This is a genomic window from Macrococcus psychrotolerans, from assembly GCF_038095555.1.
Classification (GTDB): Bacteria; Bacillota; Bacilli; order Staphylococcales; family Staphylococcaceae; genus Macrococcoides; species Macrococcoides psychrotolerans.
The window spans coordinates 933,548-948,398 of the sequence record NZ_CP124591.1 but is presented as its reverse complement, the minus strand read 5'-3'; the positions used below and the strand labels follow the sequence as shown (position 1 = coordinate 948,398).

At 40.7% G+C, this 14,851-nt stretch carries 10 protein-coding genes and 2 pseudogenes; 4 read left to right on the top strand and 8 right to left on the bottom strand.

The genetic code is table 11. From position 1 onward, the window contains the following. Positions 1 to 10: 10 nt before the first annotated feature. Genes ilvB through ilvA form a run of 4 tightly spaced genes read left to right on the top strand, consistent with a single transcriptional unit; the run spans position 11 to position 4,187 of the window. Positions 11 to 1,678, top strand: a complete 1,668-nt coding sequence (gene ilvB, locus QA539_RS04765) for a biosynthetic-type acetolactate synthase large subunit (RefSeq protein ID WP_219494679.1) — start codon at positions 11 to 13, stop codon at positions 1,676 to 1,678. Beyond that, on the top strand, positions 1,675 to 1,920 hold the full coding sequence (locus QA539_RS04760; RefSeq protein WP_219494677.1) for an ACT domain-containing protein: 246 nt from the start codon (positions 1,675 to 1,677) through the stop codon (positions 1,918 to 1,920). The genes ilvB and QA539_RS04760 overlap by 4 nt, the downstream gene beginning before the upstream one ends. Next, positions 1,920 to 2,912 carry a ketol-acid reductoisomerase gene (gene ilvC / locus QA539_RS04755; protein ID WP_101144158.1) on the top strand — a complete coding sequence of 331 codons (993 nt, stop codon included), beginning with the start codon at positions 1,920 to 1,922 and terminating at the stop codon, positions 2,910 to 2,912. Before QA539_RS04760 ends, ilvC begins: the two co-directional genes overlap by 1 nt. A 12-nt stretch (positions 2,913 to 2,924) precedes the next feature. Continuing rightward, the gene (ilvA, locus tag QA539_RS04750) at positions 2,925 to 4,187 is read left to right on the top strand and encodes a threonine ammonia-lyase IlvA (RefSeq protein WP_219494675.1); all 1,263 of its coding nucleotides are present in this window, start codon (positions 2,925 to 2,927) and stop codon (positions 4,185 to 4,187) included. An 82-nt stretch (positions 4,188 to 4,269) separates the two neighbouring features. Here the strand turns inward: ilvA and infB are convergent. From infB to QA539_RS04715, 8 genes and pseudogenes are all read right to left on the bottom strand, one after another. Next, a pseudogene (infB, locus tag QA539_RS04745) lies at positions 4,270 to 6,102 on the bottom strand (translation initiation factor IF-2); the annotation flags it as partial. A gap of 185 nt (positions 6,103 to 6,287) precedes the next feature. Beyond that, a pseudogene (locus QA539_RS10950) lies at positions 6,288 to 6,450 on the bottom strand (translation initiation factor IF-2 N-terminal domain-containing protein); the annotation flags it as partial. Then, positions 6,443 to 6,775 (bottom strand): YlxQ family RNA-binding protein, encoded by a 333-nt coding sequence (locus QA539_RS04740; protein ID WP_219494672.1) that lies wholly within the window; start codon positions 6,773 to 6,775, stop codon positions 6,443 to 6,445. The pseudogene QA539_RS10950 and the gene QA539_RS04740, both read right to left, overlap by 8 nt. Continuing rightward, entirely contained in the window at positions 6,772 to 7,059 is a 288-nt protein-coding gene (rnpM, locus tag QA539_RS04735; RefSeq protein ID WP_219494671.1) for an RNase P modulator RnpM, read from the bottom strand. The genes QA539_RS04740 and rnpM overlap by 4 nt, the downstream gene beginning before the upstream one ends. Positions 7,060 to 7,069: 10 nt before the next feature. Next, entirely contained in the window at positions 7,070 to 8,131 is a 1,062-nt protein-coding gene (gene nusA, locus QA539_RS04730) for a transcription termination factor NusA (RefSeq protein ID WP_219494669.1), read from the bottom strand. A 9-nt stretch (positions 8,132 to 8,140) separates the two neighbouring features. Next, positions 8,141 to 8,608, bottom strand: a complete 468-nt coding sequence (gene rimP, locus QA539_RS04725) for a ribosome maturation factor RimP (protein ID WP_219494667.1) — start codon at positions 8,606 to 8,608, stop codon at positions 8,141 to 8,143. A 114-nt stretch (positions 8,609 to 8,722) separates the two neighbouring features. Next, the gene (locus QA539_RS04720) at positions 8,723 to 13,027 is read right to left on the bottom strand and encodes a PolC-type DNA polymerase III (RefSeq protein WP_423245843.1); all 4,305 of its coding nucleotides are present in this window, start codon (positions 13,025 to 13,027) and stop codon (positions 8,723 to 8,725) included. Positions 13,028 to 13,098: 71 nt separating this feature from the next. Next, complete coding sequence (locus QA539_RS04715; RefSeq protein WP_219494665.1) at positions 13,099 to 14,805, bottom strand: proline--tRNA ligase; 1,707 nt, start codon at positions 14,803 to 14,805, stop codon at positions 13,099 to 13,101. Positions 14,806 to 14,851 lie beyond the last annotated feature (46 nt).

Here is a 14,851-nt window from a genome sequence, read left to right as displayed (position 1 = left end):
GAGGAATACCATGAACCATGAACAAACAGGCGCACAACTGCTTGTGCAATCTTTCGTTGACAACGATGTAGAATACGTCTTTGGATATCCAGGAGGTGCGGTACTTCCACTTTATGATGCATTCTACGATGCACCTTTCAAACATATCCTGACACGTCATGAACAAGGTGCGATACACGCCGCAGAAGGCTACGCACGTTCAAGTGGCAAAGCTGGGGTTGTCGTGCTGACAAGTGGTCCTGGAGCGACGAATGCAGTAACCGGTATAACAGATGCTTACTGTGACTCATTGCCCCTTGTCGTCATCACAGGACAAGTGCATCAGCAAGGTATCGGACTAGATGCATTCCAGGAAGCAGATCTGATTTCGCTGACAGCACCAATCACGAAACATAACTATCAGATTCGCTCAGTCGAAGAGATACCTCGAGTTATCAACGAAGCCTTTCACGTAGCCAGTACAGGACGTAAAGGACCAGTAGTTATAGATTTTCCTAAAGATATCGGTATCAGTAAGGCTAGAGGCCCGCTACAGACTGAGATGAACCTGCCGGGTTACACACTTGCACCAAATGTTGACATTGAAACAGTCCACGAGCTGGCAAATTTACTTGCTCAAGCACAGCGTCCGCTTCTATTGGCAGGGGCAGGTATCAATCATTCTCAGTCAAACGATATGCTGACACGTTTTGCAGAAAAATACCATCTCCCAGTAGTGACAACATTGCTCGGACTTGGCGCAGTTCCATACGATAATCCCCTCTTTTTAGGTATGGGGGGCATGCATGGGAGCTATGCTGCGAACATGGCACTTTCTGAAAGTGACTGCGTGATCAACTTCGGGAGTCGGTTCGATGACAGGCTCATCGGAGATGTTGCAGCCTTTCAGCAGAACAAACAGATCGTTCATATCGATATAGATCAAAGTGAACTTAATAAGGTTATACAAGCTGACCTCGCAATCCACGGAGATGTCAGGTCGGTTCTTACACAGCTGCTGGATCTACCTTGCTCTGTCGACAGCAGCTGGACAGAGATATGTATCGAAAGACATCAGCAGTACCCCTTCAAGTATAGACAGGCCGAAACTTTCATCAGACCACAACATGTGGTTGAACTTATCGGTAGGTTTACAGATGAAGCCGTTGTTGCAACGGATGTAGGTCAGCATCAGATGTGGACCGCCCAATACTATCCATTCAAGAAGGCACAGCTGATCACAAGTGGTGGTCTCGGCACGATGGGCTACGGTATTCCTGCTGCAATCGGTGCACAGCTTGGCGCACCTAATCAGATGGTAGTTGCTATTGTCGGTGATGGCGGCTTTCAGATGACCAACCAGGAAATGGCGATATTAAACGAATATCAGCTCCCGGTCAAAATCATCATGCTGAACAATGGTACGCTCGGCATGGTGAAACAATGGCAGCATAAATTCCATGGTCAGCGTTATAGCGAGTCAGTCTTCAGTGGACAGCCTGACTTTCAGATGCTGAGCAACGCATATGGCGTCAAACCCTACCTTATCACGCAGCAACAGGCTCTGGAAGCGACACTTTATGAAGCACTTGCTTATCAAGGTCCTGCGTTCATCGAGATCAGAATCTCCCCTGATGAGATGGTGGTTCCAATGGTTCCATCTGGGAAACCTAATCATGAAGTGGAGGGATACGAATGAACTACTCGCTTAGCATCTGCATGACAGACCGTCCCGAAGTGCTGAATCGTATTACAAGCATCTGTTTCCGACGAGACATTAGAGTTATAGCACTGCATGGACAATCAGAAGGCGGACAATTTAATCTGACATTGGAAGTAGCATTAAGAAACGGCCAGAACATTCATACTGTCATCAAACAACTAGAAAAACCAATAACTGTATTATCAGTAGTAAACAACACAACTCAGGAGGTTTTATAATGGCTAAAGTATATTATGATAACGATGTAAATAAGGAATACTTAAAAAATAAGAAAATCGCAGTACTAGGTTACGGCTCTCAAGGACACGCACATGCATTGAACCTTAAGGACAGTGGCTATGACGTGGTCATCGGAGTACGTGAAGGACAGTCCAGAACACAGGCTGAAGAAGATGGATTTCAAGCATATGACGTCAGTAAAGCTGTAGAACATGCAGATGTTACCGTCGTCCTTATGCCGGATGAAGTACAGCAGCGTGTATTCAACGAGGAAATCGCACCTCATCTCAAACCACAATCGGCTTTAGTTTTCGCTCATGGATTTAATGTACATTTTGGTGCAATCAAAGCACCTGACGATGTTGATGTCTTCTTAGTCGCACCAAAAGGACCAGGACATCTTGTTCGACGTGAATATGTTAAAGGCAGTGCTGTTCCTGCGTTATTTGCAGTCGATCAAGATGTAACTGGTGACGCAAAGGCCCTTGCACTGAACTATGCACACGGCATCGGTGCTACACGCGCGGGCGTCATCGAAACGACCTTCAAAGAAGAAACAGAGACAGACCTCTTTGGTGAGCAAGCGGTACTCTGCGGCGGTATCACAAAGCTCATCCACTATGGTTTTGAAACACTGACGGAAGCAGGTTATCAGCCAGAACTCGCCTATTTTGAAGTACTGCATGAAATGAAACTGATTGTAGACCTTATGTACGAAGGCGGTATGGAGAAGATGAGACATTCCATCTCTAATACCGCTGAGTTTGGAGATTATGTCTCTGGTGCACGCGTTATTACACCTGAAGTTAAGGAGAATATGAAACAGGTATTAGCTGATATCCAGTCTGGCGCATTCAGCAGGCAGTTTATCGAAGACAATAATAATGGATTTGAGTCTTTTAAATCTATGAGAAGTACCCAGGCGGGACATCCTATAGAGAAAGTCGGTGCAGACCTTAGAACGATGATGCCGTTTATCAATAACAACTAGAGGAGGAATAGTATGAACCATACGCATACAAAGATGCCTGTTACAAAAGATGATATAGAAGCGGCATATGAAGTACTGAAACATGTAGTCAAGCATACACCACTTGAAAAGGATCTATATCTATCTCAAAAATATCAGTGCAATGTTTACCTGAAACGCGAAGATCTGCAATGGGTACGCTCGTTCAAGCTAAGAGGGGCCTATTATGCCGTCAGCCAGCTGACGCCCGCGGTTCGACAGCAAGGTATCAGCTGTGCCAGTGCCGGCAACCATGCACAAGGTGTCGCCTACACTGCAAATAAACTCGACCTGCACGCAGTCATCTTTATGCCGGTAACTACACCGAACCAGAAGATAGAACAGGTCAAGTTCTTTGGGCAAGATAACGTGGAGATTAAACTGTATGGAGATACATTTGATGAGTGTCTTGCTGCCGCGCTACAATATACAGAAGATCATAACCTTAGTTTTATCGATCCTTTCGATAACAATCATACAGTGGCTGGCCAAGGAACTGTCGCAAAGGAAATCTTTATGGATCAGCCTGTAATCGACTACTGTTTTCAGGCGGTCGGTGGTGGCGGATTAATATCAGGTGTTGGTACATATCTTAAGGATGTCAGCAAAGAAACGCAGATCATTGCAGTAGAACCTCGTGGTGCAAGCAGCATGAAACAATCTCTTGAAAAAGGGACGAGACTCACATTAGATGCTATCGATAAATTCGTAGACGGTGCTGCTGTAGCAACTGTGGGCGCACTGACATTTGATATCGCACGACAGGTGATCGATGATTGTATCGCTATCGATGAAGGACAGGTCTGCAGCACAATCATCGACATGTATACAAAACAAGCGATTGTCGCTGAACCTGCAGGTGCACTGAGTGTAAGTGCTCTGGAACATTTTAAGGATCATATCATCGGCAAGAATGTTGTATGTATCATCAGCGGTAGCAATAATGATATCAATCGTATGAATGAAATTGAAGAACGTGCACTCCTGTATGAATCTTTAAAACATTACTTTATCGTTAACTTTCCACAGCGACCAGGTGCACTGAAAACATTTGTTAACGATGTACTGGGTCCTGAAGATGATATCACAAAGTTTGAATACCTCAAGAAAACTGCAAGAAGTAAAGGTGCTGTCATCATTGGCGTACAACTGAAAGATAAGAGCGATAAAAATAGTCTCTACCAACGTGTGCAGCAGTTCGATCCTAAGTATATCGCCGTTAACAATAATGAAATGCTCTATTCCCTATTAATCTAAAAAAACACTTCACGAATTTTCGTGAAGTGTTTTAATATTGTAGTTTAGTCTTCTCTTCTTTCAACTCTCAGAAATAGCTTTATTAGACGCGTTTAATCTCTTCCATGACAAAGGCCTCAAAGATGTCGCCTTCTTTGATGTCATTGAAGTTTTCAATCGTGATACCGCACTCATATCCTTGTGCCACTTCACGTACATCGTCTTTAAAACGTTTTAATGCATCAACCTGACCTTCGTAAACGACGATACCATCACGAATGATACGTACTTGTGAATCACGCGTAATCTTACCGTCAGTCACATAACTTCCGGCTACTGTACCGACTTTAGAAATACTGATTGTTTGACGAACTTCCGCCTGACCGATCACTTTTTCTTCAAACTCAGGGTCTAACATCCCTTTCATCGCGCTTTCGATTTCTTCGATTACTTTATAGATGATGCGGTGTAAACGCATGTCTACACCTTCAGCTTCTGCCGCACGTTTCGCATTAACATCAGGGCGGACGTTGAAACCAATGATAATACCGTTAGATGCAGACGCTAAAGTAACATCAGATTCATTAATTGCACCCACTGCTGTATGGATAATACGTACGTTAACACCTTCAACATCAATTTTCATAAGTGATGCTGCCAGCGCTTCAACTGAACCTTGTACATCACCTTTGATGATAACGTTTAAGTCTTTCATCTCACCTTGTTTCATCTGTTCAAATAAGTTATCAAGAGAAACTTTTTGAGATTCCTGACGCTGCGCTAAAATATTCTGCTGCTGACGTGCTTCACCAATACGACGCGCTTTCTTCTCATCTTTAAATACAACAAAACGATCTCCAGCTAAAGGTACATCTTGAAGTCCAGTAATTTCTACTGGTAAAGATGGTCCAGCTGTCTTGATACGTTTGCCAAGATCGTTGACCATTGCACGGACACGACCGAACGTATTACCAACAACAATAGAGTCTCCGATTTCAAGCGTACCATCTTGAACAAGTAAAGATGCAGCTGGTCCACGAGATTTGTCTAATTCCGCTTCAATTACAGTTCCGATCGCTGTACGTTTCGGATTTGCCTTTAATTCTTCAACTTCAGTTACAAGCTGAATCATTTCTAGTAAATCATCGATTCCGTCACCTTTAATTGCGGAGATTTGAACGAAGATAGTATCGCCGCCCCAATCTTCAGGATATAATCCGTGCTCACCAAGTTCCTGCATTACACGGTCTGGATTAGCAGTTGGCTTATCAATTTTGTTTACAGCAACGATGATTGGTACTTCTGCTGCTTTCGCATGGTTAATGGCTTCAACCGTTTGTGGCATTACGCCATCATCAGCTGCTACTACTAATATTGTGATATCTGTTACTTGCGCCCCACGTGCACGCATTGTCGTAAACGCAGCATGTCCTGGTGTATCAAGGAATGTAATAGGCTTATCATTATATTCAATTTGATATGCACCGATATGCTGTGTGATTCCTCCTGCTTCTCCTGCAGTAACACGTGTATTACGGATGGAATCAAGTAATGTTGTTTTACCATGGTCAACGTGTCCCATAATTGTAACAACAGGCGGACGTTCCATAATATCCTCTTCATTAGCATCTACATCTTCAAAATATGTTTCTAGGTCTGTTGCATCGACAACAACTTCTAGTTCAGCTTCTACGCCATACTCATCACAAATAAGCTCGATTGCTTCTTGATTTAAAGATTGATTGATATTAGCCATAATACCGACCATAAATAAATTTTTAACGATTTCAGAAGCATCTTTACCTAGTTTTTCAGCTAGCTCTCCTACTGTAATGCCTTCTTCATACGTAATTTTAGATGGTGTTTCTTTTACAACAGGTACTTCTTGTTTTGGTTCAGGTTTTTGTTTACCTTTGCCTTTACCTTTTTTGTTTTTAGATGGACCGCCCGTACCTGGTTTATTATGACTTCCAGGACGATGGTTTGGATTACGTTTTTGATTATTATTTTGAGGCTTCTTCTGATCGCTTTGCTTTTTCTGTTCTTCTTTTTTAGGCTGTTCTTTTTTAGGTTCTTCTTTTTTTGATTCAGCTTTTTGCTCAGGTTTCACTTCTGCTTTAGCATCAGATTTCTTGAAGATTTTATCTAATGCACTGATTTCTTTTGCTTCGATTACCTGCATATGACTCGATGCTTCAATATTCATTTTCTTTAATGCATCGATAATATCTTTACTTTTTAAGTTGACTTCTTTTGCGTATTCATATATTCTCTTTTTACTCATAGCTTCTCTCCTCATTGATGTCTCGAATCAAAGCTTTCATTGACTTCGCAAATCCAGCATCCAGAACGCCAATTGTTACACGTTCATCTTTACCAAGTGCATACCCTAGTTCATACCTTGTACATACTTGTTCTAGAGCGACTTGATAGGACTGGCATTTGTTCGAAACATTTTTCATAGTATTGTTTGATGCGTCTGTAGAAATGATGACGAGCTTAGCACGTTTACTTCGTACATCATTTAATACAAGTTCTTCTCCAGTAGATAATTTTCTTGCACGCATCGCAAGACCTAGCAGGTTTAATAACTTATCTTTAGATGTCATCGTTTTGGAATCATCTCTCTATAGATGAGTCGAATAATTTCATCATATACTGGATTCATCACCGTTTCATCGGTCTCGAAATAATGTTCTAATTTCTTTTTTTCACGTGCTTTATTTACGATATCTAAATCCATCGAAACATATGCACCACGCCCATTTTGCTTACCGGTCGCATCTGCAAATATTTCGCCTTCTTTATTTTTGACGACACGAATCAGTTCTTTCTTAGGTTTCATTTCATTAGAAAGAATACATTTTCTCATGGGTATTTTACGCTGCTTCATTAAACCCCCCCTATTCTGCCGGGTAAATGCCCGCTTCTTTAGCATCTGTCTCAGATTTAATATCAATCTTCCAACCCGTTAGCTTGGCAGCAAGACGTGCATTCTGACCTTTCTTACCAATAGCGAGCGACAACTGATAATCCGGAACAATTACTGTTGTTGACTGATTCGCTTCATCTACCAATACATCGACAACTTGAGATGGACTTAATGCGTTCTTAACGAAAGTCTTTGTATCTGCACTCCATTCAACAATGTCAATTTTTTCTCCACCGAGTTCTTCCACAACCGCTTCAACACGAGCACCTTTCGCACCGACACATGCTCCCACAGCATCGATATCAGGATTATCGGAATAGACGCTGATCTTTGAGCGATCTCCTGCTTCACGGGCTACAGATTTCACCACTACCGTGCCATCAAAAATTTCAGGAACTTCTTGTTCGAATAAACGTTTTAATAATCCTGGATGACTACGTGACACAAAGATTTGAGGTCCTTTAGTCGTCTGCTCAACTTTGTTGACATAGACTTTAATACGTTCTGTCGGACGATAAACTTCATTCGGACTTCTTTCTGCTTCAGATAAAACAGCCTCTGTCTTACCTAAAGTCACATAGACATAACGGTGATCCACACGGTCGATGATACCAGTCATAATATCATCTTCCTTATCGATAAACTCATTATATAATATACCACGTTCTGCATCTCTTAATCTTTGTAGTACAGCTTGCTTTGCAGCTTGTGCTGAAACACGTCCAAAATCTTTTGGTGTAACATCTTCTTCATATATATCGCCGATTTCATATGCGGGGTTCGACAATAATGCTGTTTCAAGACTTACTTCATCTCTTGGATTCATTACTTCTTCAACTACGTCTTTACGTGAATATACTCGGTATGCTCCATTGTCCATATTCAGTTCAACGCGTACATTGTTGGCCGAATTATAGTTTTTCTTATAAGCAGTGATCAAAGCTGCTTCAATCGTTTCTATTAATACGTCTCTTGGAATCGATTTTTCTTTCTCAAGAAAATCAATCGCATTTAATAATTCATTGTTTTTCATAACTGCCTCCTATAGAATGACTGCAAGACGAATCTTAGCAATACGCTTACGGTCAATTTCAATCACTTTTGTTCTCGTTTTAATCTTTGCTGACAATGTTATCGTATCTTTTGAGACTTCTTTTAATTCACCGATCCATTCTTTATCCCCTTCAACAGGTTCATAAAGTTTTACATAGACATGCTTACCAATTGCGTTCTCGTAATCCTTTTCCTTTTTGAGCGGACGTTCTGCACCTGGAGATGAAACATCTAGGAAATAAGCTTCTGTAATCGGGTCTTCTTTATCCATCACTTCACTGATTTTTTCACTTGCCAGTGCACAGTCACTAATATCGATACCACCTAGTTTGTCTATGGCGATACGTAGATAGTAATCCGGACCTTCTTTCACATATTCCACATCTACAAGTTCAAACCCTAAAGATTCAACTACCGGCTGACATATCGCTTCAACGCGTTCTGTAACTTTACTCATATAATCCTCCTAACATAAACGTAAGAAAAGAGCGGGGATTCCCACTCTTTTCGCTAGTAGAGTATTTTCTTTAACAATTAAATCATAACATAAAGTTGTGCATTCATCAAACAATTACAAGTCAAAAATTGAGAGCTGTGCCTTATCAGGCATACCAGAAAGACTTCCGAGTTCATCTAGATAATCAATGATCTTTTGAGAAACGCCTGCTTTTTTATTCAGCTCTTCTTTTGACAAGAATGGTCCTTCGTCTCTCGCTGCTACAATGCGTTTCGCAACGTTCTCACCTAGACCCGGAACAGAGATAAAGGGCGGAATTAATGTGTCATCTTCAATGATGAATTCAAAGGCTGTACTTTTTTCCAGTGAAATCGGCTGAACCTTAAAGCCACGCTGCGCCATTTCATTAGTAATTTCAAGCACTGTGAGTACATCTTTCTCTTTCTTACCGAGGTCATGAAAACGACTATAGTAATCTTTCACTGTTGCTTTAATCGTATGCTTGTCTTTCGTCATCGTCAATAAATCAAAGTCACTCGCACGAACAGTAAAGTAACTTGCATAATAATATAACGGATGATGCACTTTAAAGTATGCGATACGTACTGCCATGAGTACATATGCCGCTGCATGGGCTTTCGGGAACATATATTTAATCTTTTTGCATGAATCTAAATACCATTCAGGCACCTTATTCTCGCGCATTGCAGCTTCAAATTCTTCAGATAGTCCCTTACCCTTACGCACAGATTCCATAATCTTAAATGCAAGTGATGGTTCTAAGTCGGCATACATTAAATACACCATAATATCATCACGACATCCGATAACAGAACTTAAATCACATGTCCCGCTCTTTATAAGTTCTTGAGCATTGCCAAGCCATACATCTGTCCCATGAGATAATCCAGAAATCTGCACGAGCTCACTGAATGATGAAGGCTTTGTATCTTCAAGCATTTGACGCACGAAGCCAGTACCAAACTCTGGCACACCTAGGGTTCCAGTCTTACATAATATATCCTCTTCAGTGACACCTAAGGATTCAGGGCTCGAGAATATTTTCATCGTTTCTTTATCATCGACAGGAATTGTCTTAGGATCCATACCTGATAAATCCTGTAGCATACGAATCATCGTAGGATCATCGTGTCCGAGTATATCTAACTTCAATAAATTATCATGTATAGAATGGAAATCAAAATGAGTCGTTTTCCATGCACTGGACTGATCATCTGCAGGATATTGAATCGGTGTAAAATCATAGATGTCCATATAGTCTGGCACAACGATAATACCGCCAGGATGCTGTCCTGTCGTACGTTTGACACCCGTACATGACTTTACAAGCCTATCAATTTCAGCACCACGTTTATGCGCACCTGAATCATTCATATAGCCTTTCACATAACCAAATGCCGTCTTCTCTGCAACCGTACCAATCGTACCTGCCCGGAACACTTTATCTTCTCCAAATAGTACTTTTGTATAGTTATGCGCAATTGGCTGATATTCTCCGCTAAAGTTTAAGTCAATATCTGGAACTTTATCGCCTTTAAATCCTAAGAACGTTTCAAATGGAATATCCTGCCCTTCTTTAATGTATGGCACATTACATGATGGACATGATTTATCGGGTAAGTCAAAACCACTCGCAACGCTTCCATCTTCAAAGAAGTGACTTGATTTACATTTCGGACAAATATAATGCGGAGGTAATGGATTGACTTCAGTGATTTCAGTCATTGTCGCTACAAAACTTGATCCAACCGAACCACGACTCCCTACCAGGTAGCCATCGTCCAGACTTTTCTTCACGAGCTTCTGAGAAATTAAATATATAACGGCAAATCCATTACCTATTATACTATCCAGTTCCTTCTCTAATCTGGCAACAACAATTTCAGGAAGTTCTTCCCCGTATATACTACGTGCACGTGCATAGCTCATCTCTCGAATTTCTTCATTTGCACCGTCGATATTCGGTGTAAACAGTTTATCCTGAATAGGAATAACCGTCTCTATACGATCAGCAAGTTCATTTGTGTTTTTAATGACGATTTCATAAGCTTTCTCTTCTCCTAGGAAATGGAAGGCATCTAACATTTCATCGGTCGTTCTAAAATGTGCATCTGGTAATGTCTGCCTATTCAACGGATTACCCGGATTTGATGCAATCAAGATTTCACGTGCAATCTTATCGTGTTCATTTAAGTAGTGGACATTACCTGTGGCTAGAACTGGAATATCTAGTTTTTCACCAACATCGAGGATACGCTTATAGATTTCTTCCATCGTTTCATTATCACGGATTAAGTCTTTATCTAAAAGATGCTGATATAGTGCTTTTGGCTGTACTTCAAGATAATCATAGTAGCGCGCAATTTTCTCAACTTCTTCTTGATCCTTCTGCATCACCGCCGTAAACACTTCACCGTTATCACACGCACTTCCGACCAGTATACCTTCACGATATTTATTTAAAAGTGAGCGCGGGATTCTTGGTGTTCTATAGAAGTATTCCACCATAGAATCACTTACGATTTTGAAAAGATTCTTTAATCCTTTTTGATTCTGGACGATTAATGTTACGTGCATCGGTCGCGCACGTTTATAAGCATCCTTATTTGAGAGCTTCAGGTCAATCTCCTTGTGATTCGTAACACCGAGCGCTTCCATCTGTTTTAACATCTTCACAAAGATATGCGCAGTCGTTTCAGCATCATAGATGGCTCTATGGTGCTGTGTTAATTCTACACCATACTTCTTGGCAAGAAAGTTAAGGCCATGTTTGCCCATTTCAGTATTGATCGTTCTTGAAAGTTCTAACGTATCGATGACACCATTTTCCGTTGTTCCATATCCTAGACGGTCGAAACCAGTATCGATAAATCCCATATCAAAGCTTGCATTATGCGCCACGTAGATTGCATCCCCTACAAAATCTTTAAAATCCTTCAATACAGATTCGATTGGCGGTGCATCTATAAGCATATCATCAGTAATTCCAGTCAAGTTCTTAATCGTTTCATTCAGACGTTCTCCGGGATTGCTAAAGCGCTCAAACTTATCGATGATTTCTCCGTCTTTCACTTTAACTGCCGCAAGTTCAATAATTTTATCATATTGTGAGCTTAAACCTGTTGTCTCTACGTCAAAGACAACGTAGGTCGCATCTTTCAGTGGTATATCTTGTGGTTTGTAACTGATGTTCACACCCTCATCGACAAGCATCCCTTCTATACCATAGATCATCTTAATGCCCGCTGCACTTGCTGCAGCATGTGCATCCGGAAATGCCTGACAGCCGTTATGATCAGTTACCGCGATTGCTTTGTGGCCCCATTTTGCAGCTTGAGCAACATATTTTCCGATATGCGTAATACCATCCATCTGGCTCATCGCACTATGCAGATGGAATTCAACACGTTTGTCCTGTGCTTTATCTTGCTTTTCAGGTTTTTTGATGGCCTCGATATCATCCATCATCATGACCAAATCTCGTACAAAGGTGTCCATTTCAATACGACCTTGTACACGCACCCAGTCACCAATTTTCAATGACTCAAAATGCTCTAAGTCGTTTTTACCTTTGCGTGTGAACATCTTAACGATTAAAGAATCTGTGTAATCTGTTATTTTAAGCTGCACGATATGTCGTCCGCTTTTTAGTGCTTTAATATCGATATCGAAGACTACACCTTCAAGTGCAACTTTATATTCTTCTTCGATAATGGATTCGATACGTTTAACATTTTCAATTTGTATCGGCTTCCCAATCTGACAACGTGTCACTTCAGGGCCATCATCTTCTTTACGCTGTTTTTCTCGTTCGATCATCTTTTCTCTTAATATTTTACTATGATTTTCTTCTTCTTCCTGTATATACGCTTCTAAAGATGCCAGCTCTTCTTGTTCAGCATTGTCTGACACTTCAAATACACAACGTGAGACATTAAAACCTACGTCTTTAAAGGCTTTAAGAAGCGCGCCATTACAGTTCTTTTCAAAGTGAACTTTCTCGATATCATTCGTCACATTGAATTTTAATATATCACCGCTGAATGTAAACGCTTTACTATTTAACTGATGCTTTAAACTTGGACTCATATTCGTCTGGCTAATCGCATAAGGAATATATGCGCAGAGTTTCTCTGTATCAAGAGCATCCAATACTGCTATTTCAAATGTCACTGTTGCAATATGTTCAAAATGTTCTTTAATCTTAGATTTAAGCAGAGCAAATAATTCATATGGCAGGTGCGTTTGAAATTTAAAGTACATATGCCATCTAAGGTCATTCTTATAAACATCAATCTTAGTGAGTTCTGCTTCATCGAGATCAGGTATTGTAAATAAATCTTCAATCTGCAGCTGCTTTAACAATACTTTAAATTTTTCGTTATTATTTATTGTCACGTTTTTTACCACCTTCAAAATGAAAAAGTAACACGCAGGTGCGTATTACTTTTATTATTCATTATATCAAATTATGATTCAAAAGATGCATAAATTGATTGAATCGTTTCTTGTAAGTCATCTATATGGACTTCAACAGCGTCCCCAGTACGACGGTTCTTAACCTCGACAATACCGTCGGCTGCTTGTTTCCCAACCACCACACGAACCGGTATTCCGATTAAATCTGCATCATTAAATTTCACACCCGCACGTTCTGCTCGGTCATCATACAGTACTTCATACTGCGTGCGATATGCAGCATAGAGCTGGTCTGCAAGGTTTTTTTGGGCTTCCTGCTTAGGATTCACACTGATGATATGCACTTCATATGGGGTAATAGCAGTTGGCCATATAATACCTTTGTCATCATTATGCTGCTCGATTACTGCTGATAATGTACGTGAAACGCCTATTCCGTAACATCCCATTATCATAGGCTCTGCTCGGCCTTGATCGTTTAAGAAAGTCGCATTCATGCTCTCACTATATTTTGTACCGAGTTTAAATACTTGTCCGATTTCAATACCTTCAGCAAATTTAACTGGACCACTACCATCTGCAGCTGGTTCACCTTCTAAAATAAATCGGAAATCACCATATGCTTTCACGTTAAAGTCACGATCGGCATTCGCATTCACATAATGATAGTCATCTTCATTTGCACCGACTGCTAAATTATTTAGATCCTGTACACTGTTATCTGCATAGATATCAATCTTATTAACTCCTACTGGGCCTAATGAACCTGGACTCGCATTTAAGATTGAACGAATATCATCATCTGTTGCCATCTCTACATGTTCAGTTCCAAAGAATGATTTTACCTTAATATCATTTAATTCATGATGTCCACGAATTAAGAACATTACAAACTGGTCATCGACTTTAACAATCATTGATTTCACAATTTCATCTAAGTCACGCTTTAAGAAATCTGCTAACTGCTGCGCTGTTTTTACACCAGGCGTATGTACTTTTTCTAATGCTTTCTCTTCTGTATGTTTCTTATTTGGATGGTATACGACTTCTGCTTTTTCGATATTTGCTGCATAATCACTGCCATCTGTATAACAAATCGTATCTTCACCAATTTCCGCTAACGCCATAAATTCATGCGTGTGGCTGCCACCAATTGCACCACTATCTGCGATAACTGGACGGAACTGCAGATTAAGTCGTGTAAAGATCTTGGAATATGCATCATACATGTCTTGATATGTCTCATCAAGTGATGCTTCTGTCGCATGGAAGCTATATGCATCCTTCATAATAAATTCACGGCCACGTAACAATCCGAATCTAGGACGCTTTTCATCACGGAACTTGTTTTGAATCTGGAATAACGTTACCGGTAACTTCTTATAAGACTTTAATTCATCACGCACTAGTGATGTAATAATTTCTTCATGCGTCGGTCCAAGCGCAAATTCACGACCATGACGGTCTGTCATACGCATAAGCTCTGCGCCGTAACTTTGCCAGCGACCAGATTCGCTCCAAAGCTCTGAAGGCTGTAAGGCAGGCATTAGTATTTCGACACCATCAATCGCTTCCATCTCTTCACGTACGATAGCCTCAATCTTGTTCAATACACGTTTCGCAATCGGTAAGTAGCTGTATACACCACTTGCGACTTGTTTGATCATCCCTGCTTTAAGCAGTAGCTGGTGACTTTTGCTATCTGCATCGCTTGGAACTTCTCTTAATGTTGGAATAAACATCTTACTCTGTTTCATAGCTGCCTCCTAAAATCTATAATACATATATCATATAATAAAATAA